Here is a 26,217-nt window from a genome sequence, read left to right as displayed (position 1 = left end):
TGGAAAACTGCTGTAAATAGTTTTTTCAGTAGCTTAATACCAAAAGCTTTCGAACTTTTATCGAATTATCCTAGCTATAATATAGTTCTTACCGCTTTCTATATCATTTTAGTCCTATCAACCATTCTTAGTCCTTTGTTGATTGGATTTAATGCATTCTTTAAGAAATCTATTAAGAACTCTCTCACTTATGTATTCACTATCGCCTATTGGATTTTTTTCTTTGTTTTAAAAATGATTCAATAACCGTACAGCAATAAATTAAGGCAGTTACAGTTAAACTAATTAGTATTAAGGACAATAAAGTTTGACCTCCACCTACCAACCTAATCATAAACAAAGCGTAACCTAAAAAAGTATACATGGTCACTTTAGTAAATATTTTTACTAATGGTTTCATTTGTTTCCTCCTTAACCTGGTTAGATGCCAGTTTTTTTGATATTAACAAAATGTAGAATTAAGATATATCATTTGTTTTCCTACACATACCCCATCAATTCTGGATTAAACTCTAGAGTCAACCACAAGTCTTCATCCTGAGTCAATTGGCTAGATTGTCCCCATGTTCCGTCTCTTGCTCTTCTGTAGTAAGGATATTTGCCATGTTTATTTCTAGGATACAATTCATGAATAACATTATCTTTAATAACTTCCCAAAGTAGACTAGACGGCTTATAATAATACCCGTTTCTAAGCCAAACCCTATTGAGGTCATCGTATGGAGATACCTTTTCTTCAGAATTTCCTTCAGGGATACAATCAACCATATTTTCATTCTTATCAAGATCTATTACATCGAAAATTTCTAACGAATCAATATCCATAACAATTTCAATATTATCTGACATTTTTTCTCCTAAAATACAAAAAAGAACTAACGGAATTTTCCGTTAGCTCAATATTTTCTATTTACCTCAAAACACTAGACACTTACTAAGCTTTATTTTCACTGCCAGAGAGATTGAGAAGGAGGGTAAAGGTGCTTCCTATACCGTACTGGCTAGTAACGGTGATTTCCCCACCCAATTGATGGGCCAATTCACGCGCAATCGCAAGTCCTAATCCATGACCACCTGTTTTCATATTACGCGAAGTTTCGACACGATAAAGGCGTTTGAAAATATTTTCCAAGTCCTCTGGGGCAATGCCCTGCCCCTCATCAGTCACACTGATTGAAAGCTGGTTATTCTCCACCTTAGCCACCACTTCCAGCTTGGTTCCTGGAGCTGAGTATTTAAAAGCGTTATTGACCAGATTTACCAAGATACGAGAAAGTTTGGCATAATCTCCCTCAATACGGGCAGACTCAGGGATTACCTGCAAGTGAACATCTCGCTCCTCCTGTTCAATCAAGAACTGAAATTCACTCATGCACTCAATCAAGAGCTGGTCCAGAAAAATGCTGTCTTTGCTGGTCGTTTCGACCTGATTTCTAGCTGTGTTTAGGGTCAAAAAATTCAACTCCTCAACCAGTTTATTGAGTCTTTCAGTCTGGCGCCCAATAGTTGCTAGATAATGGTCCTGTTCTCCTTCCTTGATAACCCCATCCAAAATCCCTTCTACCGTCGCTTGGATCGAAGTGATGGGGGTCTTGATATCATGCGAAAGTTGAGCAATCATCAAGCCCTTTTCTCGCTCGCTTTCTTCCAAGGAATCAAAGGTCGCCTGCAAATCATGGGACATCTCATTGAAAGCTTGGCCTAATTGCTGAAATTCTACAGGGCCTTGAACCTCCAGATTTGATGGAAAGTCCTTGTCCGCTACCCGCTTAGCATGTTCCTTGAGTTTGCCCAACGAAGTAAAGACCGGCGATAGGAGAAAGAGACTAATCCCAGCACCGATAAAACTAGCCACAAGAGTCATACCCACTAGGAAATAAATTTCTCTTTCTTCAATTAGCATTCGCTGGATAGCCCAAAAAACCACGATAATCGTTAGGAGTGTTGAAATGATATACCCTACTAAAATATAACTTTTTAATTTCATTGACTACCTCGCGCTTTCTCAATTTTGTAGCCCAAGCCCCAGACGGTTTTGATGGTCGGTGTTTCTGCACTAGCATGTTTAGCCAACTCCTGTCGAAGAGCATGAATATGAACATTCAAGGTATTGGTGTCATCCACATAGTCTTCTTGCCAGACCTTTTCATAGAGGTCTGTCTTAGAAAAAACTCGCTCTGGATTGCTGGCTAGAAGCCATAGAAGTTCGAAGGATTTGACGGTCAAATCAAGCGCCACATCTCCGACTTGGACTTCATGACTACCATGATTCATCCATAAATCCCCGAGACTGACGACCTCTGTCTCACCTCCACGATGAAGGCGACGCAAAATATTGTGGACACGCAAAACCAGTTCACGAGGGCTAAAGGGCTTGGCAATAAAGTCATCTGCCCCTAAGCTCAGGCCATAAATCTTGTCCTGCTCGCTGGTCTTAGCCGTGATAAAGAGAAAAGGCTGATCTGGAGATTGATACTGAACCTCACTAATCAAATCATAACCATCCATCCGAGGCATCATGATATCTGTAATAATCAAATCAATTGGTTTTCTCTTGAAGATTTCTAAGGCCTCTACTCCATCATGGGCCACCAAAACCTGATATCCTGCCTGAACTAGATAACGTTGATGAATATCTGTGATTTCTACCTCGTCGTCAACGAGTAAAATTGTCTTTCCCATCTGTCTCTCCTTTGAAAAAAACAGTGCTATACCACAATAGTATAACACTATTTTAATCTCTTTACGAACATTCTAAACGATATCTGGATTTTTCAAATCCTAGATAGAAAGTCTGTAGCTAGACTAGTCATTTTCCTCTTTTTTAGCTTTCAAGCCGAGTCCACCTAGCAGTCCAGCCAAGGCGAGTCCAAAGAATCCAAGAGTAGCCATTGATGTTTGGGCTTCACCAGTATATGGAAGCATGTCTTTTTTGTCTTTCATTTGATCAGCCATCATTGGACTTGATACCTTGTTATTAGATGTCATCTTGCCTTCATCAGACATTTGGCTTGATGCTGCTGGAGTTTGATCTTGACCTTGTTTCATGCTTGGTGTTGCCATAGGCTGGCTAGCATTCATGGTTTTGTCCTGCTCTTTGTTAGGCATCATCTTATCCTGACTAGCAGCTGGCATTTTAGATTTCATCTCATCTTGATTGGCACTAGGCATTTGAGCGTTCATCTTAGACGCATCTTGATGACTATTCATCATTGGAGCCGGCATCGCTGAACCATTAGAAGATGGGGCGAAACCTGACTGCATCGGAGTAAGAGACTGATGTCCATGCAAGTTCACTGTCAATTCTTTAGTCGCTACGAGATTTGTCAAATCAGCCTTGCCATCTTTAGCGCCGTAAACTTTGATGGTAGCTTTATAGCTTTGAGTACCATTTTGTTTTAAGAGGTCAAGCAAATCTTTGTCTGATTTACCTTGAGTACCTGCCAAGTCCACTTCATAGAAGTAAAGGCCTTTGCCTAATTTTTCTACTGGTGGTAGAGCGGGGTTTTTAGCTGAGCCGTTGTCTGACCATGGAGCCTTGTCGGATGCTTTCAAGATAAGGCGTGTTAACATACCGTCACCAGCGAAGAACTCGTATGGGATAACTTGATTGACACCGGCTGTGAACGGACCAGGGAAGTTAGCCTTGTCCAAGTAAGTAGCTGGTACATCCACCGTATCTTTAGTATTGTCGGCTACACCTTTTTGCACTTCAGCTGGGGTGGTCAAGCCATTCAAGTTGACATCCAAATCTTTTGTCGCTACGAGGTTGCTCAAGTCCGCCTTGCCGTCTTTCGCACCGTAAACTTTGATAGTAGCTTTATAGCTTTGAGTGCCGTTTTGTTTTAAGAGGTCAAGAAGCTCTTTATCTGATTTACCTTGAGTACCTGCCAAGTCCACTTCGTAGAAGTAGAGACCTTTGCCCAATTTTTCTACTGGTGGTAGAGCGGGGTTTTTAGCTGAGCCGTTGTCTGACCATGGAGCCTTGTCGGATGCTTTCAAGATAAGGCGAGTCAACATACCGTCACCGGCGAAGAATTCATACGGAATGACTTGGTTGACACCGGCTGTGAATGGACCTGGGAAGTTAGCCTTGTCCAAGTATGTAGCTGGGACATCTACTGTGTCTTTAGTGTTGTCGGCTACGCCTTTTTGCACTTCAGCTGGGGTGGTCAAGCCATTCAAGTTGACATCCAAATCTTTTGTCGCTACGAGGTTGCTCAAGTCCGCCTTGCCGTCTTTCGCACCGTAAACTTTGATAGTAGCTTTATAGCTTTGCGTACCATTTTGTTTTAACAAGTCTAGAAGCTCTTTGTCAGATTTGCCTTGGGTACCAGCCAAGTCTACTTCGTAGAAGTAAAGGCCTTTGCCCAATTTTTCTACTGGTGGGAGAGCAGGATTTTTAGCTGAACCGTTATCTGACCATGGAGCCTTGTCTGAAGCTTTCAAGATAAGGCGAGTCAACATACCGTCACCTGCGAAGAATTCATATGGAATGACTTGGTTGACACCGGCTGTGAATGGGCCTGGGAAGTTAGCTTTGTCCAAGTAAGTAGCTGGAACATATACTGTGTCTTTAGTATTGTCAGCCACACCTTTTTGAACTTCGGCTGGAGTGGTTGCTGGTTGAGCTTCACTTGCTTCACGGTCTTGTCCAATAACTACAGGCGCAGGATTTGTCGCAGGTTTAACCGCATCTTCTGTTTCTTTCTTAGATTCTGGTTTTGCTTGCACTTCTTCTTTTGGCGCTACCACTTGGTCTTTATCAGCTACATTCACTTTTTCTGGAGAGCTTGTAGCATCCAAGCTTGCTTTAGGTGTTGAGTCTACCTGTTCTGAAGGAAGAGCTGTATCGACTGCTTCTTTGAGAAGTTCTGCTGGTAAGTCGCTCTTTTCACTCACCGAAGTCGCGTCTGGCACAACTTGAGCAGGGGTTGGATTGACCACATCGGCACGTACAGAACTTGGCTGACCAACTAGGACAAAAAAGCCACTTGCCACAACAACTGAGGCAACACCGACACTAAGACGGCGAATAGACCAACGAGTATATCTTTGATTTGGATTGAATTTCATAGGATTCTCCTTAGAGTTTTTCTTTATTTGATGACTCTAGTATAATCTCCTAAAATTAAAAAGGATTAAGAAAAAGTTAAAATTTTTCTTAAATCCCTCTTATAAAATACTTATATTAATTAAATCCATAAACAGATTTGGTGATTTGATAGACGACATTGGAAAGTTTGCGGGCTGGCAAGACTGAATGTTTGGTCAAACGACTCAACATAGTCTTACGGATAGTCTGAAAGACCTCTGGATTTTCCTGCTGAATATAGGTCCACAATTGGCGTTTTTTTGCCAGATGCTCCACCGTTCCAGCTCGGTTGAGCAGGGCACTGGAAATCACCGTCGTAATCTCAATATGATTCAGCAGATATTCTCGCATTTTGGGATGGCTCACTTTAGATAAATCAAGCTGGTCTACCAAGAGTCGATTAACCTTTAGTTGCTGGTCAATGCGCTTAATCATCACTTGCTCATTGACAGACTGGTCTTCACGCCCAATCAAATAACGATAGAAATCAACAGGTAGATAGTACATGGTCTTGACCTGCTGAAGGGGGGTAAAGACGAAGAGATTATCGACATAAAAGGTATGCTCAGGCAGTTGGAACTGACTCGCTCGCAACAAATCTGTCCGGTAAATCAGCGAGTGCATCATGATATACTGGCCTTTTGAGAAATTTCCGACCTGGTCCCAGCCAAAAATCTGCTGGACAGGTAAAACTGACTCGTAACTCATACTCTTCTTACGAGACTGACCTTCCTTTTCATAGACAAAATTAGTCACAAAGGCATCAACTTCCTGCCCCTCACTCTCTAGATCCTGCAAGGTTTCAAGAATTTTTAAATAGGCACGAGGGTCTACCCAGTCATCACTATCCACTACTTTAAAATAACGCCCAGACGCCTCCGCTAAGCCACGATTGACCGCACCGCCATGGCCTTTATTTTCCTGATAGATGGCTCTAACGATGCTAGGATACTTGCTGGCTAAACGCTCAGCGATTTCCTGAGTCTGGTCCTGAGACCCATCATTGATAATCAAAATCTCAACTTGCTCACCACCAATCACTAGCGACTCCACACAGTAATGAAGATAGGTTGCGGCATTATAGCTAGGGATGGCGATAGACAATAACTTCATAATCTACTCCTTTAGGGGACTGATTTTTTCTTATACTCAATAAAAATCAAAGAGCAAACTAGGAAACTAGCCGCAGGTTGCTCAAAGCACTGCTTTGAAGTTGCAGATAGAACTGACGAAGTCAGTTACCTATACCTACGGCAAGGCGACGTTGACGTAGTTTGAAGAGATTTTCGAAGAGTATTACTCTCTCTTGTCACTTCTTTCTATTCTACCATAAAGTCCAGTTTTTGAAGGACTTTTACTGGAATACAAGGTGTTCTGCCTCTATTTGCTATCTAGGACATCAAAAAAGAGGGGGTGCTCCCTCCTTACGAATTTAATTCTGCCAAGTCATCTAGATACTGGTTATTAATGACCGCCAAGATATAGGCATCTGCCCTCAAGAGGTCATTAGGGCCAAATTGGACATCCAGCGGTGAATTTTCCTGTTCACGAAATCCTAGGACATTGAGGTTGTATTTGCCACGCAAATCTAGCTGGCTCAGGCTTTGACCTGCCCAAACACTCGGAATTTTCATCTCTACGATAGACACATTTTTATCCAACTGAAAGACATCAACATTATTATGAAAGAGAATGGTCTGCGCTAGAGACTGCCCCATTTCATATTCTGGCGAGATCACCGAGTCGGCACCAATTTTTTCCAGCACCTTCTTAGCTGTCTGGCTTTTGACCTTGGCAATAACCCTTGGTACACCTAGACTCTTACAATGCATAACTGCAAGCACACTAGACTCCAGATTTTCCCCTGTTGCGACTACAACCGTATCACAGGTATCAATTCCTGCGGTTCTGAGGAGCTCCTCATCTGTAATATCGCCCACAACTCCACGCGCCAAAACAGGCTCAAATTGATTGATACGCTCGGCGTGGTCGTCAATGGCAATAATATTCATATCTTGCTTGGCTAGGGCTGTCAGGACACTACTCCCGAAAATCCCCAAACCTAAAATTCCAATCGTACGATCTGACATCATTCTTCCTTTCTTATCCAATACTAATATCTGCTTTCATATACTGAATCAAATCTTTCTTATCAGGCTGGTAATCCGCTAGACTAACCAGCAAGGTCAAGGGACCGATACGGCCAATAAACATGAGCACCATGACAATGCTGAGAGCTAGCTTGCCCAGTTCTGGCGTCAGATTTGCCGTTACCCCAACTGTCGCAAGAGCTGAAATGGTCTCAAACATGAGGTAGATAAATCGCGGTGTTCCTTCTGCCGTAATTCCCAACAACATCAAGCCCAACAAGAAGGTCATCAAAAAGATAATGAAGACACTAAAGGATTTTTGGACTGTTCGAGCCTCAATGGTTCTCTGCGCAACATTAGCATGAGGTAAGCCCAGCAATTCACTACGCGCAAAGACCAATAAGACAAAGAAAGTCGTAATCTTGAGCCCCCCAGCCGTTCCTCCAGGCGCTCCTCCGAGAAACATCTGTAGGATATAGATAAACAAGGTCACAGGCCGAGCTTGAGTATAGTCAATAGAAGCAAAACCGGCCGTTCTCATGCTGACGGTTTGGAAAAAGCTAACCAGCACTTTCTCTGGGACACTGAGATTGCCAATCGTTCCAGGATTGTACCACTCCGTAAAGAGTGTGGATACTGTCCCAAACAGCAAAATCCCTGCAGTCAAGAAGAGGACTAGCTTGGTGTGGAAACGTAGACGGCGCTTTTTCTTCTTGTCAAACTGGGTTGCCAAGTCAAACCAGACCATAAATCCCAGACCACCCGTGATAATCAAGCCAGCAATGACCAGATTGATCAAGGGATCCGTCTGAAAAGCCACTAAACTGCTACTGCCGAAATTATCAAAACCAGCATTACAAAAGGCTGAAATAGCTAAGAAGATAGAGGTAAAAATACCCCGTCCCCAGCCAAACTCAGGAATAAAACGAAAACTTAGCAGGAAGGCACCCAAGCCCTCCACCAGAAAAGTCGTCAAAAAGATGGAGCGCATAAAGGCCTTCAGCGACCGAGTCTCCCCGTAACTGAAGCTCTCCTGAATGGTTTCACGACTGCGAAGACTGAGCTTTTGCTTCCCCTGAATATAAAAGACCCCGATAAAAGTCATGAGCCCCAAACCACCAATCTGTATCAAGAGCATACAAATCAACTGCCCCCAGACATTATAGGTCGTAGCCACTGGTTGCGTAAAAAGGCCAGTCACACAGACCATGGACACCGTCGTAAAAAGATGGTCAAAATAAGTGGCTTGAGAACCACTTACCTGAACAAAAGGTAAGCTCAAAAGGAGAGAGCCTACCAAAATAACTCCAGCGAAACTTAAAAAAATCCGACGTGCTGGCGAAAGTCCACCAAAGACTCTTTCAAGTTTTTTCACAAATAATTTGAATAACATACATCCATTGTACCATAAAAAGAAGGAGAGTAGCTAGATCTGAAAGGCAATTTCAAGGCAGAGTTCCAAGGCCTTTTCGAAAGCTTCTGAACCCCAGTCACGACTGTCGTACTGGTCCAAGTCCGCTAGAGAATCAGCTGTAAACAACAACTCTCCCCAGAGGACCCCACGCAATTGCGCTACTGCCGCAAGTGCAGAACACTCCATCTCCACAACAGCACAGCCCTCTTCCTTGCGATAAGCCACCTTTTCAGCCGTTTCTCGGTAAAAACCATCTGTCGTCCAGGTCATGACTTCTTCATAGGGAATCCCTCTGACTTCCAAAACTCGCTCAATAGCAGCAATAGCCTCTGCCTGAATTTCCATATAACGAGAAGCTGCCACATAGTGATAACTAGCTCCTTCATCTCGCAGAGCGCGAACAGGGACTAGAAAGGCGTTTTCTTCTATATCAGCTAGCACACCACAGGTTCCAGTGGAAATAATCTGCTCCACACCATAGCCAATCAACCAATCCATAAACTGGGTTGCTGGAGCGGAGCCGACAGGTGCCTGAGCCAGACAAATTCCCTCGCCCTTGTAGTTAACGACATAGACTGGATAGGTCTTGGTGGCTGAAACGAATTCGCCGACACAGTCCGCCCCTACTTCTCTCGCATAACGGTCAATCTCCTCACCTAAAAAAGCATAGACACACTTCTTGGGCAAGTGCAAGTCCAGCCCCTCGTGATCAGGCATGATGACCGCCTGAGGATTGTCATCAAACTCTAAAATAGGAATCGCATGTTTTTGAATCATAACTCACCTCCTCTAATTTTGTACTATTGTATCAAAAGCTGACCGAGTGTCAAGGAATTCTCTTTAGCAAGCCAGAAATCTCCTCTTCCATACACTTGAGAAATCGTTGCACCGCTGGAGAAGTCGGTTTCTGTTTTGGCAAAGCGATTGAGGACTTATGAAGAATACAAAATCCAACAACAAAAAAGACATGAATCTGAAATAAGCAGAACATGTCTTTTTTAGCTTGTTTGAAAGTCAAGTAAATAAATCTTAGCTCTTCTAGAACTCCCTTATTTCCACAAACCACCTAAAATCTGTTTTTCTAATAAGTCTAGGTCCTCTTCCTTTATTTCTCCGTTGTCGCTAACGATATAAAGTTGAGCGAAGTAAGCCAACAATGGACCAACACAAATACGAACCATTTGAGGAATCGTTAACTCTGGATTTACACGTGGATCTGCTAGCAATTCTTTATGAAGCACTCGAAGTTTATCTTGAATAGCATTCCAGATAAAAATCTGTTCATTTTTTAGTTTCTTATTTGAAAAACTCTCCTGCAGAATGATTTTCATCAAAGCACGATTTTTTTTGAGATAGCTCATACGATCGTGGACGAGATAACGAACCCTCTCTTCTGTCGTTTCAAAAGCTAAGAGTTCCTCAACAAAACTACTGAAAATGCCTGGGACTACAGGATGTAAAATAGCCGTCAGTAGATCATCCTTCGTCTTAAAATACTTAAACAAAGTTGCCTGGCTTAGTCCAGCACGCTCAGCTATGTGAAGAGTTGAGGTCCCATGGTAACTCCTAGTTGATATGAGATCCACTGCTGCCTGCATGATTTTTTTCTTTCCTTGAGGGTAATTCGCTTCTTCTAAGTAATCTTCAAACGATTCAAAAACAGTCTTATCCATCTAATCTTCACACCTTTTTAGCATTATTTATGTTGATTTCTAAACTTTACGATAACGACGCAATCCAACAATATTGAGAATTGTTAAAATGATCAAGAAAATCATTAAAACACCAAGATTTGGCAAAATATCACCAAGATTGTGTCCGTAAAGAATAATCTGGCTTATTGCATCACCAGAATAGGTTAATGGCAAAAATTTCCCCACAGTTGGAGCCCATGCTCCCATGAATGACAATGGAATAATCCCTGAGAAAAAGAGTTGAGGCATAATCACGAGAGGAATAAATTGCATCATTTGAAATTCTGATTTTGCTAGAGTAGACAAGAGAATTCCAAAAGCTAGTGCTACAAGAGCCAGTACCACATTAACTATTATAACATTTAAAATATTTCCTACAACTTCTACATCTAGTAGCCAAATTGCTGCTAAGACGACAACTGCCGTTTGAAAAATCGCAATAATACCGTAAGACAACATATAGCCATAGACAATTTCAGAACGTTTCACTGGGGTTGCTAACAAGCGGTCCAAGGTTCCACTTGTGCGCTCTTTCAAAAGTGCCATACCAGAAATCAAAAAGACAAAGAAGAAGACCACAAAGCCAATTAAAATTGGAATCATACGTGCAAAGAATCCAGTATTTTTATCTCCATATTGGTAAGATTCTTTGATTTCAGGCGCCTTTGCATCTAATTTCAATTGTGGAAGAGCTTGTTTGATACGAGATAGTAACTGATCGGTGCCTTCACTGACGATACTTGTTCGTAACACTTGTCGTATCATAGATGTCTTGGAGGCATCTGTATTTGCGTAGTCGACCTGATACTCACCGTCTTTATAAGAAATCACAGCATCGACTTTTTCATTTGCTAGCGCTTCTTTGGCCTGATCTAAGTCTTGATAAGTCTCGATGTCCACATGATCAAGCTCATCCATTTTCGTTATCAAACCAGTTGGTAGATCTTGTGTCGCTAACTTGACATTCACGGTTGTACTAGCTGAAAACATGAGGTTCATCAGCCACATAATAAATACCGGCGCTACAAACATCATAGCCAAGGTTCGTTTGTCACGAAGCAATTCTTTGATAACTTTTTTAGCAATAGCAATGGTTCTCATCTTACTCTCCTTCTGCTTTCAAAAATACTTCTTCAATACTTGAAACTTGATAACTTTCTTTTAAGTGTTGCGGTGTATCAAAAGCAATGATTTTTCCACCTAATAATAAGCCGACCTTATCCGTTAACTCTGCTTCATCCATAACATGGGTAGTAACTAATATCCCAACCCCATTGTCTCTAAGCGCGAATAATTCTTTCCAGATTTTCTTCCGAAGAGAAGGGTCGATTCCAACTGTCGGTTCGTCCAAAATCAAGAGCTGAGGATTCCCCAGAAGCGCGATGGCTAAAGACAAGCGTCGCTTCATTCCTCCAGAATAACCGAATACCGTTTTATTCAAATGCTCTGTCAGATCCACAACTTGAGCCACATGGGCAATTTCAGCTGTCAGATCTCTTTTGGATAGCCCTTTTAGCTGACCAAAAAATTCCAGATTTTCTTGACCTGACAAAGCCTCATATAAGGCATCTGACTGGGCCATATAACCAATATCTCCTAAAATATGACGATTGGGCATAGTATGATCCAATACCAAAGCAACCCCTCCGTTAGCTTTTTCCATCCCTAACATAGTCTTAATCATAGTCGATTTACCAGCACCAGACGGACCTATTAAGCCTATAATTTCTCCCGGCTGCAATTCAAAGCTGACATGATTCAAAACCATTTGACGACAAAAAGACTTATCCAAATCTTGTAAATGTAGCAATTTTTTCATATGCTTCCTCCTAGGTGAGTGTTTACTCACTTACTGAATATAGGCCTATTATAGTGAGTGTTTACTCACTTGTCAAGAAAAAAGTTGAAATTCTTTAAAAAATAAAGCACCAGATTCGTATCTGATGTTTATAATGCACATGTCTTATTTCTAAAAATGTTTTTGAACTTCCTCTCTATACTCCGAAATGGTCTTTTCTGTCCACTTTTTAAAGGCCTATTTTCCCTCTACTTTTCTCGGCTAATCCAACCATCGTCATTGCTATCGCAACTCTAATGACCTTGGTAATGGGAATTCATTTTACTCATTTTTATATGAAACAGACTAAGAAATTTTCAAGACCTAATTGAAACCAAATTAGCCCTTGGAAGTCAAAAAATCCTCGAACTCTACGCTGACCGTCTAGCAGAATCATACCAAATGCGGCATGGCATTTCTAAGAATTCGGTTAAGGGACGTAACCTACAAGCTGCTTACGTGGATGGATTTACTTTGAGAGATTTCTTCGCCTTCAACCAAGGACTAAATAAAATGGGTGACCAAGCACTTCCTTTTAAAATTCACCCTGAACATTTTGTATTTGCTGGAGTTCACGGTGGACAGGAAGTGAGGAGTTGATTGGAGAGTACGGTCAACCAACTTATCAAAAAATCTTTATCAGTCTAGATACTGAAAAAACAGGCGTTCCGTATGCCGATACAAAAATTTCTATGGCAGGTGATACTGCTACTCTCATGTCCGATACAAGCCTTGATATCAAGATGTATGGTATGCATCAGTTCAAGATGAAAAAAGGTGGACTCCGCATCAAATTAGGCGTCTTTTCCCCAGAAGCAACCCCAAGCTAGATGGAGCTCGGTCACCAAGAACACCTAGCAGTTGAATTTTTCAATTCCCTCACAATCGCCTACCAAAACAAAACATTTAAGGGAAAACTACTCAATACCTTCTTAAAATTCAAGAAATTTAAGTAAACAAAAACGGATGACTGAACAATTTAGCCTTTGAAAGCTACGATTATAAAATCCCTCGTAACATATCAATTTATCACCCATATAAAAAGATAGCCATTCTAATTGAATGCTATCCTTTTTTGTTTATCCTTGTCCACCAGGGGCTGGACCTCCAGGACCTCCATTCAGACCTCCGCCTCCAGGCATAGAATTGACAATATCTATTTGTTTTTCGCCGTTGATGTAGATATCCCCACCTGTGTAAGTTGCTGTTCCATCAAAGTCAAAGCCTGATTGTCCTATCAATTTAATGGTTCCACCGGTAACCATGATATTCCCGTTTGAGTCAATTGGATCTGTGTCCCCTTGACCGACTTCAACAGTTAGATTGCCACCTGTCATGGTAAAGTAAATATCACTTTGCTGGGCATTTTTATTAGCTGCATTCACACCATCATCTGTCGAGTAGACATTGATATCACCACCATTGATCGTAATGGATTTCCCTTCAATTCCTTCAGTCGCATTCTTGACTGTGTAAGTACCACTATCAATCACTAGATTTCCAGAAGCGTGAATGCTGTCCTCGCCTGCTGTGACTGTTATGGTATTGTTCGCCAAATACATATTTCCGACAGTCATATCGTCATCATTGTCAACTTTGACACCATCTTCCTTAGCATCGATAGTCATGGTCGCACCAGTGACATTAAGTTCATCATTGACATTAAAGGCATCGCCAACTGATGTGACGTTAAAGGTTCCACCTGTGATGTGGAGGGTGTCGTTAGCCTTGATAGCATTGCTTTTCTTGCCATCTACATTGAGAATCCCTGAGCCATTGATGGTCAAATCAACCTTAGAAAAGAGAGCGGCATTTGCCTTTTCATCACTGTTAGAGCTTGAGTCAGAGAGACTGTTGGTGGTTCCCTCTGCCAGAGTCAAGTAGACATGACCAGCTGACGTCGCAGAAATTGCTGCATTGGTATTAGTCATGGTCGCACCTTTTAGGACTAGATGAACATCTGCCGACTTATCTGCCTCGACCTTGATTTGCACTCCGTCAGACTGACCTGAAATCACATAGGTCCCAGATTTTGTGATGGTCACTGTTGATCCAGAGACTGTCACCCCATCTCCAGAGACGTTTGCTGATGAGCCAGATAACTCAATCTTAGAAGCTGTACTTTCATCATAAGAAGTATCATAGTCCTTCTCAGTAAAATAGGAAGATTGACTGTTTTTAGTTAAAGTTGTAATAGCAGTGGTATCTGCCGCTGCAGTTGTACTTGACTTGGTCGTTGACTGCCCACAAGCTGCCAGCAAGGTCAGAGCTGTTAAACTGGTTAAGATTAGGGTCCATTTTTTTGATTTCATAGCTGTTTCCTCTCCTTCATTTAGCTTGGGTTTAGTTTACAGGGGGAGTCTGAAAAAAATCTAAACTTTTTCTGAAAGTTTTCTTAAGTTCAGTTTCAGTTAAGGTATCTTTAACAAAAGTTTTAGGAAAGTTCCCTAGACTAATTACAAGCAAGTTTAACTTGCCCAGGCACACATATCTTCTAATAAGATAGTGTACTGAAACATTCTGATAAAGGAGACAGGATTTATGAAACCAATTGAAACAAGCTTTAAACGAATTGAAACCAAATATATCGTTACCAAGACTGACTTGGATGACTTAATAGAAGACTTAAAAACATACCTCGTCGAGGATGATTATCCAACTTCTACCATTTCTAATATCTACTTTGATACAGAGCAATTTGATATGATTCAAGATGATAGCCAAGGTACTAAGCGTAAAGAAAAGATTCGGATGCGAACCTATCTCAGTCAAGTCCAGCCTGATAGTCAGGTATTTTTAGAAATCAAATCTAAGGACAGAGCTGGTGTCGGACGAAAACATCGTCTCTTATCGACTCCCCAGTCTATCACCCAGTTTATGACCAAGGGACAGCTGGATAGCAGTATCAAGGACCGAATGATAATTGAAAAAATTCAACAACTCCAAGAGGAATATCAGCAAGCAATTATCCCTCGTATGTATATTTACTACGACCGTTTTTCTCTCAAGGAAAAGAAAGAGATTAGCGAATTTCCCTACAATAAAATTCGTATCACCATTGACCAAAATCTAACCTATCGTGATAATAATGTCAGTTTATTCTCAGGAAAGGACGGTTGCCCTCTACTAAACGAGGACATTGTCATCATGGAAATTAAAGCACCTGGTAGAAAACCCCAATGGCTACAAGATATTCTCGACCAATATGGACTGGTAGAGCAGAAATTTTCAAAATACAGCTGTGCCTACCACAAGTCTCAAGGGCTGGACTATAGCCCACGACCAAGCACAGAAAGTGTAGGTACTACTTATGTCTAATCTTTTTAATTCTATTTTCAACGATACAACTGCCACTGCAGACCCTATCCAGCTCTTTCTGGCTCTCTTGGTCAGCCTGATTTTAGGTTTGACGCTGACCTGGGCCTACAAACACCGTACCCTCTATACACGGGAATTTGCGGTCAGTTTGACCCTACTCCCCTGCTTGATGACCTTGGTCATCTTTCTGGTAAATGGCAGCCTAGGAACCTCTATCGCCGTTGCAGGAACTTTTAGCCTCATTCGTTTTCGTTCAGCTACCAGTGGTTCACGGGAACTAATTGCTATTTTCCTTGCCATGATTATCGGGCTAGCAGCAGGGACAGGCTACCTAGCTCTAGCTATTCTCTTCACTGTCTTTATCTTAGCAGTATGGCTTCTTTTAGAGAAGCAACAAAGCAAGAGCAATCATCAACGTCGCAGGCTATTGACCATCACAATTGCGAACCAAGAAAAGCAACTTCAAACTATCCAATCTGGACTATCACAATTCTGTACTGAGTTAGACCTCATCTCGATTGATACTAGCAATGATGGAAAACAAGTCACCACTGTCTACGAAGTGGATTTCAAGGCTCAAACAGACGATTTTCAAATCATCCATTACCTCACTAAAGAACAGGATACTTATCAGGTTTCCCTGACCAAAAATGCCAAAAAGAGAAAAAATTTATAGAACTTCTTGCGTAAAATCTATAACAAATCTAGGTAAACACTCAATAGTAAGAAGAAAAAGTCAATCTGATTTATGATAAAAGGCATCATATCAAATGTTTCAAAAACGTTGATATGATGCCTTTTTCTTATCTTAAAAATTTTTTCCCAATCGCTTTATTTCACAGGTATTTCCTTAATCACGCGCGCAGGATTACCCGCTAGGACAACATTGTCACCGAAGGACTTGGTAATTACGGACCCTGCTCCAGCAACGACATTATTTCCAAGTGTCACTCCAGGAAGGACAATGACACCACCTCCAGCCCAGAAATTGTCACCGATGGTAATGGGCTTTCCGTATTCCACACCTGAATTACGTTCCTGCGGGTCCAATGGATGGAGGGGAGTCAAGAACTGACAGTTGGGACCAATCATAGCATTGTCTCCAATGCGAATAGGGCAAACATCCAGCATGGTCAAGTTCCAATTAGAATAAAAATTTTCCCCTAGATGAATATTGACCCCATAATCAACCACCAGGCGTGGACTGACAAAGATATTTTGTCCAGTCGAGCCGAACCAAGCCTTGATGATTTCGACTCCCTTCAAGGGATCTTCTTCCTTGTTAAAGGCAGACTGTTTTTGGCGAGAAGCCTGAGCCAAGGCCCGCAATTCTGGGTCCGATGGACGGTAAACCTCTCCCGCTATCATTTTCTGGTATTCACTGGTCATTGTATTCTTCTCCTTGTTCCCTACTATCATATCAAATTTTCTACATATCTGACTAGGATAAGGGGTGCTTTCTACAGTTTATGCTCTGATTTTCATCACAGCCTGTCTATCTTGCTAAACGAATACGGGTCACGATTCCATCTGGGTCTGTGATTTCCAACTGGCTCGATGTCAGCCATTTGATTGGTGCATCAACTTCTTGTGCTCGCTGGGCAATCGTTAACAGTTCTTCTTTATGTGCGACTTCGATAACATAATAAGCCAAACCTGGCAAGTCTTGCTTACGCAGAGCCAGACCTTTTCCTCCCCATTCATTGACTGCTAAATGATGATGGTAGTCTCCATCTGCAATCCAACTAGCGCTAGGCACACTGAATTTATCCTCTAGTCCTAACACCTTTTGATAAAACTGGCTGGACTTTCGACTATCCTTGACGGACAGATGGATATGCCCCATTCTCGTACCTTCTGCTAGGATAAAGGGCTCTACTCTTTCCCCCAACTCATAGATATCCTTTGCCGCAAGGGCCTCCGTCACTCCGATAATGCGTCCATCTTCTCGAATATCCCATGTGGAAACCGGCTTATCTCGATAGAGTTCAATGCCATTTCCCTCCAAATCCTCCAAATAAAGGGCCTCACTGTAACCGTGGTCTGCACCGCCGACAAGAGAAATCTGTAAATCTGTCAGGTGTTTTAAGACATCTGCCAAAGCCTTGCGTGTCGGCAAAAGAATAGCCAGATGGTAAAGACCATAATGTTCCCTTACTTCATCGCTCTCTTGCGCTTGAATCAAGTGTACCAAGGCTTTTCCTCCAAGTCCCAGAATGACCTCTGTCTCAGTTTGAGATAAGATTTCTAAACCAATGATTTGCTGATAAAAAGCTGTTTGACTGACCAAATCCTTTACATTTAAAACTGCCTCTGCTAAATAAATGTGGCTCTTGTATTCATAGGTCATAAATGGTCCTCTTTTCCAGTTGTAATCGATTTTATTACATACATTATATAATTCCCACCAAGAAAGTCAAGCCAGACAACTCAAGAGATGCTGAGTAATAACATCATTTCAGGATAAGAGAAAGTATAGTAGATTGAAATAGAATATGAACAAGTTGATTGAGAAATTCAAACTGATTTTTCATAATATTTTATAAACTTATTTGTCCTGCTATTGATTCAACGAACTATAAATCTTTCCATAATAAAACACATATTATCAAACTTTCAGCACCCGACAATATGTGTTTTTCTAAATTTAAAGACTTTTTCCCAGCTTTCTTTACTTCACAACAAGCTCATAACGTGTCTTGCTTGTAAAGGTTTGACCGGCTTTAAGAATGACTTGGTCTTTGAGGTCGCTGTGAATGGCATCTGGTAAAGCCTGCGCTTCAAGGGCAATCCCATTGTGCTGTACCATTGGCCGAGCTCCTATGATGACACTCTCATCCACAAAGTTTGCTGTGTAGACCACAAAGCAAGGAGCCTCTGTCTTGAAAAGCAGGAAGCGACCTGAGTTTTGGTCATAAAGGAATCCAGCATTGTCATGACCTGCAGGAAGGGCAAATGGATGATCTAAGCCAGATACCAACTGGATTTGCTCATCGTCCTCTGCAAAGATGTCTTTCAATAAGGCACCATTGTAGATGTGTTTAACCACATCACGATTGGCATCTGGAGTTTTGGCAGGAACACCGTCGGGAGCGATTGGATAAATGCCCTCTGTGTTTAGTTGGAAGACATGACGATCAATTGTCTGCGTGAAATCACCAGACAAGTTGAAATAGCTGTGGTTGGTTGGGTTGACCAAGGTATCTTGATCAGTTGTTACTTTATAGCTAACCTCATAAGCTCCATTTTCTTCTAAGTGATAACTGATCCAAATCTTAAGATTTCCAGGAAATCCTCCTGTCTCATTTGTACGCTCTGTGTAGAGGGTCAGACCATGGTCACTCACTTCAACCAATTCAAACAAATTCGAATCCCAACCAGTTGAACCACTGTGGTTACAGTTGCTAGCATTGTTGACTTCAAGGTCATAGGTCTTGCCATTAAGCTCAAAGGTCGCACCTGCAATACGTCCTGCTACAGGACCTACGCTAGCTCCATGCTTAGGACTATTGCCTACATAGCTATCAAAATCATCAAATCCCAAGATAACATTGGCAAAATTTCCAGCCTTATCAGGTGTGATATAACGCAAGATGGTCGCACCATAAGTCATAACCTCAAGTTGGTAGCCACCATCAGTCTCAAAGCGATAGGCCAAGACATCCTTGCCCTCAACATTTCCAAATACACGCTCTGTGTATGCTTTCATTCTGTTCTCCTTTTACTATTTCTCTCAAGCAAACAAACCATAGAAAGCGAATTGACAATCTATGGTTTATCAAATGATTTACAAATCCTCTTGTCAAGAATTCATAAACACTGTCTTACTTTTGATATTCGTGGATGATAACACCTTGTACCACACGGTTTACTGTACCTGTAGGAGACGGTGTATCTGGTTTATTTTCTATCTTGAGTGAAGTCAATAGGGCAAAGAGTTGGGCATAAACGATGTAAGGGAAGACACGGTAAATATCGTTCAAGACACCGCCACAACCAAGGGCCACTTCTTTGACATTTTCAAGACCAAAGGCTTGATCACTCAAAAGCACAACACGACGAGCAATCTGATCACCAGCAACCTCACGAACCAAGTCTAAGTCGTACTTGCGAGTGTAGTCTGTCGTTGTACCAAAGACCAAAACAACTGTATCTTCGTTGATCAGTGATTTTGGACCGTGACGGAAGCCAACTGGACTTTCATACATAGTCGCCACTTGACCAGCTGTTAATTCCAAAATCTTGAGCTGAGCCTCATGAGCAAGACCGAAGAATGGACCAGCACCTAGATAGATGACACGGTTAAAGTCTAGGTCAACAAGTTCTTTAACATCTTCTACATTGTCTAGGACTTTACGAGCAAGACTAGACACAACTTCAAAACGTTCAGCTTTCACAGCAAATTCTGTAGGATCAAATACCAAGAGAGCCGTCAACATCATAGACGTAAAGCTAGAAGTCATGGCAAATCCAGCATCATTAGAGGCTGCTGGTTGCAACAGCAAGAGATTGCGGTCATCTCCATGAGCTTGAAGAGCCAATTTACCATCTGCAGCACAAGTAATCGTCACTTGATAAAGCTCATCCACCAAGGCTTTTGCCAAATCAACAGTCGCAACACTTTCAGGCGAGTTACCACTACGAGCAAAAGATACAAGGACAGTCGCAACATCTTTTTTCAAATAAGTTTCTGGATTGGCAACGATATCTGTTGTCGCAATAGCATTGAAATTCCATTTGCGTTCGTCATAGACTTTCTTAAAGTAAGGTACCAAGGTGTCTCCCACATAAGCAGAAGTCCCAGCACCTGTCAAGATAACCTTGATATAGTCATGTTTATCAGCAATCCCTTGTAGGAAAGCTGCAATTTCTTCACGTTGTTCTTGATAAGATTCAAAAGCTTCTTTCCATACATCAGGTTGTTGGTAGATTTCACGTGTAGTGATTTCTGCACCCAATTCGAGCAAGTCTTCTTTTGTATAATGTAGCATTGATTTCCTCTTTTCCTATTAAATATGGGAATGGGAGTAAGCCCCATTCCCATCTATATTCTATATAAAATGTTCTAACGATTTTCACGTTATCACATCTTATTGAATCGAGTTCCAACTAAAATCTTTGGGAAAAAGATCGATTATCGTCGGAGAATCGCTCCATCCTCCTATCGCCTATTTTCCCTCTGATTTTCACGTTGTCACATCTTATTCATCTTCGTCATCATCGAAGCCAGCTAACAGGTCATTGACTTTCACAATGCTTTCTGCAGCACGGCTCTTGTAGTCCGCATCTGCGCCTGTAAGGCTCGCATTGATAAATTCAATCACCATTGGAAGATTCATCCCTGCGTAAAGTTCGATGTCACGACCTTCCATAATCAAACGGCTTACCACGTTACATGGTGTTCCACCGAGAAGATCCGCAAAGACTAGAAAATCATCCAATCCTTCAATAGCAGCTTCAAATTTTGCAGTAAATTCTTCTGGCCCATCTTCTGGAAGAAGAGCTACTGTATAGATATTGTCTTGTGGGCCCATGATCATTTCAGTGCTACCTTTAAGTTCTTCACAGAAGCGACCATGACTCACCAAAATTAATGATTGCGTCATAAATTATGCGCCCATTCCAAGTACAAATTTACCAAAGGCAGAAAGAGCCAAAGCAAGTACGATAATAATACCGATAGCTTTAGTAGAGTTCATACCTTTCTTACCAAGCAACCAGAAGATAAAGGCAGTAAAGATTGCTGGAAGCAAGCGTGGGAAGATTTGGTTCAAGATGTCTTGGAAGTCAATCATCTTCTCACCGATTGCCCATTTGTAAGAAATTTCAAAGTTGATCATTGTTGCTACAAGAGCACCCATCATGAAGACACCAAGTACAGATGCAGCGTCAATCAAAGCTGTCAAGGTACTTTGCATGTTGTTGATAAGGTTAACCCCTTCTTTGTAGGCAAATTCCAACTGTTTCCAACGGAAGATATCATACGCTACTGCAACTGCAATCCAAAGGAAGATACCCCAAGGTTGACCACCGATAGCCATAGTTGCTGCGATAGATCCCATGATAGCAGGTACAAGTGAACCAAAGATTGTATCTCCAAGAGGAGCGAATGGTCCCATCAAACCTGTCTTGATACCATTAACGGCATCTTTTGAACCTACACCATCTTTTTCTTCCATGGCAAGATCAAAACCAGCGATGATGGTGTGGAAGAATGGTGAAGTATTGAAGAATTGAGTATGAACTTTCATCATTTCTTTCAATTCAGGAGTTCCATCCCCATACATTTTACGCAATTGAGGCAAAATCATGTAAAGGTAACCAGAAGCTTGCATACGTTCGTAGTTCCAACCCAATTGGAAAGTAAACAAGCTACGTTTGTTGATTTGGTTAAAATCTTCTTTTGTAAGTTTGTAATTAGAATTCGTCATCTTCGATTTCCCCACTTTCTGATGGTGTAGAAGGTGCTGCTACAGCTACTTTTTGGCTATTTTTGAAGTGAAGCACTGCAAGGAAGATACCTACGATAGAGATACCAATCATAGACAAACCTTTGAAGTTGTTCACGAAACCAATTTTTTCAGCAACATCTTTCGGTAGAGTGCCTACGATACCAGCAACAGCTCCACCAAGACCTGTTACATATGAGTAAAGAACAGTCAACATAGCTGTCAAACCAAATCCCATAGCAAGGTAGTGAAGGTTACGTTTAACTGGAAGGTAACGAAGCAAGATTGCAAATCCAAGACCTGGAAGCATACGTCCTGCGAGTGTCAAACCATCTGCAACCCATTGGTATTTTGTAACGAAGTCTACTACGTGTTGTACAAATTCACCACCAAAAGCAAGCGCAAAGAAGACTGGAAGGGCACGAGATAGAGCCCAAGGAATCGCACCAAGTAGGTAGTTGCGTTCAATACCTTTATAGTCAAAGCGTTCGATTGCAGCATCCACACGGTGAGCAAAGAAAGTAGTTGTCATACGTCCAAGAACGTCGAAGTAAGTCAAGAGAGTTGCTACTGGCACAGCGATTGTTGTAATCGCCAGTGCTGTATCAATTCCTTGTGAAACAGAGAAGGCTGTCGCAAGAACTGCACCAGAAGTTGCGTCAATACGAGAAGCACCACCGAAGGTACCAACCCCAAGAACGAACAATTGCAAGTTACCACCGATAAGCAAACCAGTAGTCACATCTCCCATGATTAAACCAGTAATGAAACCAGCAAATACAGGGGAACCTGCAGATGAAACGATCGTCAACTCATCACAGATTTGATAAGCTGAGTACAAAGTGAGAAGTAAAATTTGCCACCATTGTATCATAACAATGACCTCCTAAAAATTTTTTCCTATTTTAATAAGCTCAAAAAGTCTGAAATTGGATCATTTGGAACCATTTGAGCAGTAAGTTTAACACCTTTTTCTGCCAATTTGTGGAAGTCTTCCACATCCTTGTCTACTACGTTGATAGAACGTGTGATGGGGCGAGTTTCTGGTGTTTGAGACATATTCCCAACATTAAGGGTTTCAAGTGGTACACCTGCTTCGACCAAGCCAAGGAAGCGGTCTGGTTTACGAGCCACGATAAAGAGACGTTGGCTATCGTATTTACCAGCAAGAATATTGGCTGCCGCTTTTTCAATTGGCAAAATACTCAATTTTACACCTGGTGGTGTCGCAAGTTTCAAACCACTCTTTTCAACGTCGTTATTGACAACTTCGTCATCTACAACCATAATACGTGAAACATTTAGTTTTCCAGCCCAAAGATTGGCTACTTGTCCGTGGATCAAACGTCCATCGATACGGCATCCTACAATTGTCATAAATTTTCCCCCTTTATATGTTTTAGTGTAGGTTTACGAGTTAAATGAATCTCTTCTTTATATTCACCTTCTGTTTCAAAGATGATGATGCGGTTATCACCTTCCTTGAGATAGCTATGAGGGATATAAAGCGAGAGGGTCGGGCCGACGTTCCAAAAACGTCCTAGATTCTGCCCATTGACAAAGGCAACTCCCTTACCAAACTCAGATAAGTCTAGGTAAGTATCTTTTGGCTCTTGGACTGTAAAGTCATAAGCGTAAAAGGCTGGTTGCCCTTCTGTCCATCCTTTTGAAAAATCAATTTTCTCAGGATTATCTAGTGGGAGTGGATAGTGTTTCCAGTTTAGTAAGAAGTGCAAATCCTTACAAACCCCTGTCCGAATTCCCTTACGTTGCGTATCTGCTAAGAACTTATGTCCATAGTTGACACGCCCCATATTTTCTATCAAGATATCCAATCTAGATAGCGCTTTCTTTTTACCTTGATAAAAAATATCTTCCCCAATCTCTGTCTGATATTGGGTTTCAACCCACTGACCATCGACATAAAGCTGGGCCCTATCTCGACCATCAATGATACGAAGTCTTTCTTCTTCTGCATCCCAGTTTGTTTCTGTTCGATAGAGTAGATAGCCATAACTTTGTCCCAACTCCTCCATCTTTTTAGGATAGAGGCTTTCTACAGGACTTGACAAGCTATCCAAGGTTTCAAACAAGGAAACTTTTTCAACTAGTGGAATAGCATCCAACTCCATACTCTCTTTGTAGAGTGGTTCCAACTGCGGATACTCTGGAAAATGTGTTGCCATCATCTTCTTTACTGCCAGATATTTGGCAGTTGGATTTCCTTCCTCATCTAGAAGGGCATCGTAATCATAAGATGTAACTTGTGGCAAATCCAAGGTTCCTCGAGCTGAGCAACCATTCATGAAGCCAAAGTTTGTACCACCGTGGAACATGTAAAGATTGATGGAACCTTGTTCCAAAACCTCTCGAACTGCATCTGCCAACTCTTTGGGATCCCGTGTGATAATCGGTTCTTTCCAACGATTGAACCAGCCATCCCAGAACTCCATACACATGAGCGGCCATTTCTTGCCATATTCATCAAAGAATTCCTGCATCTGTGAAAAGTTGTACGGAGCTTTAGAACCAAAATTCCCTGTCACAAAGAGGTCATCTTCGATCAAGGTTCCAGCTTTCAGAGTAGCTCGCCATGGACCATCTGATGTAAAGAGAGGACAGGTTATGTCACGCTCTTCCATCAACTGTCGAATTGCTCTTAGATAAGCCTTATCTTCTCCATAAGAACCATACTCATTTTCAACCTGCATCATGAGGATATTGCCACCCTTGTCCAACAAATGTGGAACCAATCGTGACAAGAGCTGGTCATAGTAGCGACCGACAGCTTCAATATAGGCAGGATCTGAGGAACGAAGCCTCATATCTTTGGTTAAAAGCCAAGCTGGTAAGCCACCGAATTCCCACTCCGCACAGATGAAGGGTGACGGACGAACGATAGCGTAGAGACCCAAATCTTGTGCTGTCTGAAGAAATCGCTCCAAATCCAGAGCTCCTTCAAAGTGAAACTCACCCTCACGAGGCTCGTGTAAATTCCAGGCCACATAAGTCTCTACTGTATTAAAACCAAGAGCCTTCAAGTTATAGAGCGAATGATACCAATCTTCTGGAGGAACCCTAAAATAATGAATGGCGCCAGATAAAATCTTAAATGATTTTCCATCGAGATAAAAATCATCCCGTATCTCAAATCGTGTCATATTCTTACCTTCTGACAACTAAAGTTTACGCTTTCATTTGTTGATATAGTAAATATATCTCAATATCCTGCATTTGTCAATAGGTTTTCACAATTTTTTTCATTTTTCACTAAATTTTACACAAAAAACTTATAAAAATCTTGTAATTTATAGTCATAACAACATTTTAGCACCATGTATAAAAATGTAGGTTTTTCTATTTATTCCTATGTAAATTAACCTTATAGCCTATTATTCTAATTTTTTTATTCAAAAGGCTACTATTCTTTCCAGTTTTATGGTAAAATCTTTAACGGAGAAGGAAAATCGAGGTGAAAATATGGCAATTCCAAAGTATCAATATATTAAAGATGAGTTAAAGAACAAAATCATTTCTGGTCAATTTGCCAGTGGAGATAAATTCTACACTGAAGCTGAATTGATTGCAATGTATGATGTGAGTTCTATCACAGTTGTCCGCGCCTTAAACGACCTTGCCAAGGATGGCTATATTGTCCGTCAACAAGGAAAGGGTACATTCGTTTCACGCGCACGCAAACACAAACTCGTAGAGTTTTCAGATGTAGAAGTTTTTGAAACTAAAGATGATAAAGTTACCGTCCTTTCTATTGAGCGTGGAAACAAACTAAGCTACTTAGAAAAACTTGGACTACGTGGTGATCAGTTCTACTACAAGATTGAACGCGTTCGCGAAACAGGTGGTGTTGTGTACATCTACCATACATCTTACATTCCAGAACAATACATCAACGCAAATTATCCAAATCTTGAATATTATAGCTCTATCTATAACCGTTTCAAATTGGATTATCACATTCACATGAATGATGAACATTTTGAAGAAATCAATGAAATAGCATTTCCAACTCCAGAACATGCGGCTTCGGTCCTCGGGGTCGATGAGCAATTCCCAACCGTTTTACAAACCAAGACTACTAAACTAGAGTCTACTGGTCAAGTTCTCGCTTACAGCGAAACTTATAAACGAGCGGATTACTACAAAATCAAATTCATTTCATGTGACCGTGATCACTAAGAAGAAAGCCTGAGCCTAACGCTTGGGCTTTTTTCTATGATTATTATATCCCATCAAAACTGTATTTTCTATATGTCAATGAAGATCGATTAAATTAGTTGAAATTTTACTAAAATATTGGGA

The 26,217-nt window shown here is 41.4% G+C and carries 27 protein-coding genes; 5 read left to right on the top strand and 22 right to left on the bottom strand.

From position 1 onward, the window contains the following. Positions 1-199: 199 nt before the first annotated feature. The 12 genes from CYK18_RS10690 to CYK18_RS06530 form a co-directional block, all read right to left on the bottom strand. Positions 200-400 (bottom strand): hypothetical protein, encoded by a 201-nt coding sequence (locus CYK18_RS10690; RefSeq protein WP_142374384.1) that lies wholly within the window; start codon positions 398-400, stop codon positions 200-202. 80 nt (positions 401-480) lie between these two features. Then, entirely contained in the window at positions 481-849 is a 369-nt protein-coding gene (locus tag CYK18_RS06585) for a hypothetical protein (RefSeq protein WP_101785722.1), read from the bottom strand. Positions 850-934: 85 nt separating this feature from the next. Next, positions 935-1,987, bottom strand: a complete 1,053-nt coding sequence (locus tag CYK18_RS06580) for a sensor histidine kinase (RefSeq protein WP_101785720.1) — start codon at positions 1,985-1,987, stop codon at positions 935-937. Further along, entirely contained in the window at positions 1,984-2,682 is a 699-nt protein-coding gene (locus CYK18_RS06575; RefSeq protein WP_101785718.1) for a response regulator transcription factor, read from the bottom strand. Before CYK18_RS06575 ends, CYK18_RS06580 begins: the two co-directional genes overlap by 4 nt. Before the next feature lie 123 nt (positions 2,683-2,805). Then, complete coding sequence (locus CYK18_RS06570; protein WP_101785716.1) at positions 2,806-5,076, bottom strand: SSURE domain-containing protein; 2,271 nt, start codon at positions 5,074-5,076, stop codon at positions 2,806-2,808. A 115-nt stretch (positions 5,077-5,191) separates the two neighbouring features. Then, on the bottom strand, positions 5,192-6,208 hold the full coding sequence (locus tag CYK18_RS06565; RefSeq protein WP_101785714.1) for a glycosyltransferase family 2 protein: 1,017 nt from the start codon (positions 6,206-6,208) through the stop codon (positions 5,192-5,194). Between the two features lie 311 nt (positions 6,209-6,519). Further along, entirely contained in the window at positions 6,520-7,185 is a 666-nt protein-coding gene (locus CYK18_RS06560) for a potassium channel family protein (protein WP_001283910.1), read from the bottom strand. A gap of 13 nt (positions 7,186-7,198) precedes the next feature. Further along, a complete protein-coding gene (locus CYK18_RS06555; RefSeq protein WP_101785712.1) occupies positions 7,199-8,578 on the bottom strand; it encodes a TrkH family potassium uptake protein in 1,380 nt (459 codons plus the stop codon). Positions 8,579-8,611: 33 nt separating this feature from the next. Next, complete coding sequence (locus tag CYK18_RS06550; protein ID WP_101785710.1) at positions 8,612-9,376, bottom strand: nucleoside phosphorylase; 765 nt, start codon at positions 9,374-9,376, stop codon at positions 8,612-8,614. A gap of 272 nt (positions 9,377-9,648) precedes the next feature. After that, the gene (locus tag CYK18_RS06540; RefSeq protein WP_101785708.1) at positions 9,649-10,272 is read right to left on the bottom strand and encodes a TetR/AcrR family transcriptional regulator; all 624 of its coding nucleotides are present in this window, start codon (positions 10,270-10,272) and stop codon (positions 9,649-9,651) included. 39 nt (positions 10,273-10,311) lie between these two features. Beyond that, positions 10,312-11,394, bottom strand: coding sequence for an ABC transporter permease (locus tag CYK18_RS06535; protein WP_101785706.1), 1,083 nt, complete (start codon positions 11,392-11,394; stop codon positions 10,312-10,314). 1 nt (position 11,395) lies between these two features. Beyond that, positions 11,396-12,112 (bottom strand): ABC transporter ATP-binding protein, encoded by a 717-nt coding sequence (locus CYK18_RS06530; RefSeq protein ID WP_084926001.1) that lies wholly within the window; start codon positions 12,110-12,112, stop codon positions 11,396-11,398. 420 nt (positions 12,113-12,532) lie between these two features. Here CYK18_RS06530 and CYK18_RS06515 point away from each other — a divergent pair, with 420 nt between their 5' ends. Together CYK18_RS06515 and CYK18_RS06510 are read left to right on the top strand one after the other, a co-directional pair. After that, complete coding sequence (locus CYK18_RS06515) at positions 12,533-12,730, top strand: hypothetical protein (RefSeq protein ID WP_001215751.1); 198 nt, start codon at positions 12,533-12,535, stop codon at positions 12,728-12,730. Further along, positions 12,727-12,960: a hypothetical protein gene (locus CYK18_RS06510; RefSeq protein WP_000578912.1), complete on the top strand. Its 234-nt coding sequence runs from the start codon at positions 12,727-12,729 to the stop codon at positions 12,958-12,960. The genes CYK18_RS06515 and CYK18_RS06510 overlap by 4 nt, the downstream gene beginning before the upstream one ends. A 249-nt stretch (positions 12,961-13,209) precedes the next feature. Here the strand turns inward: CYK18_RS06510 and CYK18_RS06505 are convergent, their stop codons facing one another. Further along, a complete protein-coding gene (locus CYK18_RS06505; protein ID WP_101785704.1) occupies positions 13,210-14,442 on the bottom strand; it encodes a carbohydrate-binding domain-containing protein in 1,233 nt (410 codons plus the stop codon). 229 nt (positions 14,443-14,671) lie between these two features. On the opposite strand from CYK18_RS06505, the gene CYK18_RS06500 reads away from it, so the two are divergent. Further along, positions 14,672-15,448: a polyphosphate polymerase domain-containing protein gene (locus CYK18_RS06500; RefSeq protein ID WP_101785702.1), complete on the top strand. Its 777-nt coding sequence runs from the start codon at positions 14,672-14,674 to the stop codon at positions 15,446-15,448. Further along, positions 15,441-16,124, top strand: coding sequence for a DUF4956 domain-containing protein (locus tag CYK18_RS06495; protein ID WP_101782232.1), 684 nt, complete (start codon positions 15,441-15,443; stop codon positions 16,122-16,124). Before CYK18_RS06500 ends, CYK18_RS06495 begins: the two co-directional genes overlap by 8 nt. Before the next feature lie 155 nt (positions 16,125-16,279). On the opposite strand, the gene CYK18_RS06490 is transcribed toward CYK18_RS06495, so the two are convergent. The 9 genes from CYK18_RS06490 to CYK18_RS06450 form a co-directional block, all read right to left on the bottom strand. After that, positions 16,280-16,837, bottom strand: coding sequence for a sugar O-acetyltransferase (locus CYK18_RS06490; RefSeq protein WP_045610850.1), 558 nt, complete (start codon positions 16,835-16,837; stop codon positions 16,280-16,282). A 106-nt stretch (positions 16,838-16,943) separates the two neighbouring features. Further along, the gene (locus tag CYK18_RS06485) at positions 16,944-17,798 is read right to left on the bottom strand and encodes a VOC family protein (RefSeq protein WP_101782231.1); all 855 of its coding nucleotides are present in this window, start codon (positions 17,796-17,798) and stop codon (positions 16,944-16,946) included. A gap of 321 nt (positions 17,799-18,119) precedes the next feature. Continuing rightward, positions 18,120-19,157, bottom strand: coding sequence for an aldose epimerase family protein (locus CYK18_RS06480; RefSeq protein WP_101782230.1), 1,038 nt, complete (start codon positions 19,155-19,157; stop codon positions 18,120-18,122). A 115-nt stretch (positions 19,158-19,272) separates the two neighbouring features. Further along, positions 19,273-20,439: an SIS domain-containing protein gene (locus CYK18_RS06475; protein ID WP_101785700.1), complete on the bottom strand. Its 1,167-nt coding sequence runs from the start codon at positions 20,437-20,439 to the stop codon at positions 19,273-19,275. 210 nt (positions 20,440-20,649) lie between these two features. Continuing rightward, complete coding sequence (locus tag CYK18_RS06470) at positions 20,650-21,054, bottom strand: PTS sugar transporter subunit IIA (RefSeq protein ID WP_081005504.1); 405 nt, start codon at positions 21,052-21,054, stop codon at positions 20,650-20,652. A gap of 3 nt (positions 21,055-21,057) precedes the next feature. Then, positions 21,058-21,879 carry a PTS system mannose/fructose/sorbose family transporter subunit IID gene (locus CYK18_RS06465; RefSeq protein WP_000185294.1) on the bottom strand — a complete coding sequence of 274 codons (822 nt, stop codon included), beginning with the start codon at positions 21,877-21,879 and terminating at the stop codon, positions 21,058-21,060. After that, on the bottom strand, positions 21,866-22,771 hold the full coding sequence (locus tag CYK18_RS06460; RefSeq protein WP_000617019.1) for a PTS mannose/fructose/sorbose/N-acetylgalactosamine transporter subunit IIC: 906 nt from the start codon (positions 22,769-22,771) through the stop codon (positions 21,866-21,868). Before CYK18_RS06460 ends, CYK18_RS06465 begins: the two co-directional genes overlap by 14 nt. Before the next feature lie 26 nt (positions 22,772-22,797). Beyond that, entirely contained in the window at positions 22,798-23,274 is a 477-nt protein-coding gene (locus tag CYK18_RS06455) for a PTS sugar transporter subunit IIB (RefSeq protein ID WP_000156972.1), read from the bottom strand. Continuing rightward, positions 23,271-25,058 carry a glycoside hydrolase family 35 protein gene (locus tag CYK18_RS06450; RefSeq protein ID WP_101785698.1) on the bottom strand — a complete coding sequence of 596 codons (1,788 nt, stop codon included), beginning with the start codon at positions 25,056-25,058 and terminating at the stop codon, positions 23,271-23,273. Before CYK18_RS06450 ends, CYK18_RS06455 begins: the two co-directional genes overlap by 4 nt. Positions 25,059-25,377: 319 nt before the next feature. Here CYK18_RS06450 and CYK18_RS06445 point away from each other — a divergent pair, with 319 nt between their 5' ends. After that, positions 25,378-26,094, top strand: coding sequence for a GntR family transcriptional regulator (locus tag CYK18_RS06445; RefSeq protein WP_031237756.1), 717 nt, complete (start codon positions 25,378-25,380; stop codon positions 26,092-26,094). Positions 26,095-26,217 lie beyond the last annotated feature (123 nt).

The organism is Streptococcus mitis, assembly GCF_002860865.1.
GTDB classification, from domain to species: Bacteria; Bacillota; Bacilli; order Lactobacillales; family Streptococcaceae; genus Streptococcus; species Streptococcus mitis_AT.
This window is presented reverse-complemented; position numbering and strand designations above follow the sequence as displayed.

Bases quoted from the DNA above. Each gene is read 5' to 3' on its own strand.
- CYK18_RS06540 (WP_101785708.1), bottom strand. From the start codon at position 10,272: ATGGATAAGACTGTTTTTGAATCGTTTGAAGATTACTTAGAAGAAGCG.
- CYK18_RS10690 (WP_142374384.1), bottom strand. From the start codon at position 400: ATGAAACCATTAGTAAAAATATTTACTAAAGTGACCATGTATACTTTT.
- CYK18_RS06490 (WP_045610850.1), bottom strand. From the start codon at position 16,837: ATGACCAGTGAATACCAGAAAATGATAGCGGGAGAGGTTTACCGTCCA.
- CYK18_RS06445 (WP_031237756.1), top strand. From the start codon at position 25,378: ATGGCAATTCCAAAGTATCAATATATTAAAGATGAGTTAAAGAACAAA.
- CYK18_RS06480 (WP_101782230.1), bottom strand. From the start codon at position 19,157: ATGAAAGCATACACAGAGCGTGTATTTGGAAATGTTGAGGGCAAGGAT.
- CYK18_RS06465 (WP_000185294.1), bottom strand. From the start codon at position 21,879: ATGACGAATTCTAATTACAAACTTACAAAAGAAGATTTTAACCAAATC.
- CYK18_RS06535 (WP_101785706.1), bottom strand. From the start codon at position 11,394: ATGAGAACCATTGCTATTGCTAAAAAAGTTATCAAAGAATTGCTTCGT.
- CYK18_RS06565 (WP_101785714.1), bottom strand. From the start codon at position 6,208: ATGAAGTTATTGTCTATCGCCATCCCTAGCTATAATGCCGCAACCTAT.
- CYK18_RS06485 (WP_101782231.1), bottom strand. From the start codon at position 17,798: ATGACCTATGAATACAAGAGCCACATTTATTTAGCAGAGGCAGTTTTA.
- CYK18_RS06460 (WP_000617019.1), bottom strand. From the start codon at position 22,771: ATGATACAATGGTGGCAAATTTTACTTCTCACTTTGTACTCAGCTTAT.
- CYK18_RS06530 (WP_084926001.1), bottom strand. From the start codon at position 12,112: ATGAAAAAATTGCTACATTTACAAGATTTGGATAAGTCTTTTTGTCGT.
- CYK18_RS06450 (WP_101785698.1), bottom strand. From the start codon at position 25,058: ATGACACGATTTGAGATACGGGATGATTTTTATCTCGATGGAAAATCA.
- CYK18_RS06575 (WP_101785718.1), bottom strand. From the start codon at position 2,682: ATGGGAAAGACAATTTTACTCGTTGACGACGAGGTAGAAATCACAGAT.
- CYK18_RS06515 (WP_001215751.1), top strand. From the start codon at position 12,533: ATGCGGCATGGCATTTCTAAGAATTCGGTTAAGGGACGTAACCTACAA.
- CYK18_RS06475 (WP_101785700.1), bottom strand. From the start codon at position 20,439: ATGCTACATTATACAAAAGAAGACTTGCTCGAATTGGGTGCAGAAATC.
- CYK18_RS06470 (WP_081005504.1), bottom strand. From the start codon at position 21,054: ATGACGCAATCATTAATTTTGGTGAGTCATGGTCGCTTCTGTGAAGAA.
- CYK18_RS06455 (WP_000156972.1), bottom strand. From the start codon at position 23,274: ATGACAATTGTAGGATGCCGTATCGATGGACGTTTGATCCACGGACAA.
- CYK18_RS06505 (WP_101785704.1), bottom strand. From the start codon at position 14,442: ATGAAATCAAAAAAATGGACCCTAATCTTAACCAGTTTAACAGCTCTG.
- CYK18_RS06495 (WP_101782232.1), top strand. From the start codon at position 15,441: ATGTCTAATCTTTTTAATTCTATTTTCAACGATACAACTGCCACTGCA.
- CYK18_RS06585 (WP_101785722.1), bottom strand. From the start codon at position 849: ATGTCAGATAATATTGAAATTGTTATGGATATTGATTCGTTAGAAATT.
- CYK18_RS06570 (WP_101785716.1), bottom strand. From the start codon at position 5,076: ATGAAATTCAATCCAAATCAAAGATATACTCGTTGGTCTATTCGCCGT.
- CYK18_RS06560 (WP_001283910.1), bottom strand. From the start codon at position 7,185: ATGTCAGATCGTACGATTGGAATTTTAGGTTTGGGGATTTTCGGGAGT.
- CYK18_RS06550 (WP_101785710.1), bottom strand. From the start codon at position 9,376: ATGATTCAAAAACATGCGATTCCTATTTTAGAGTTTGATGACAATCCT.
- CYK18_RS06500 (WP_101785702.1), top strand. From the start codon at position 14,672: ATGAAACCAATTGAAACAAGCTTTAAACGAATTGAAACCAAATATATC.
- CYK18_RS06555 (WP_101785712.1), bottom strand. From the start codon at position 8,578: ATGTTATTCAAATTATTTGTGAAAAAACTTGAAAGAGTCTTTGGTGGA.
- CYK18_RS06580 (WP_101785720.1), bottom strand. From the start codon at position 1,987: ATGAAATTAAAAAGTTATATTTTAGTAGGGTATATCATTTCAACACTC.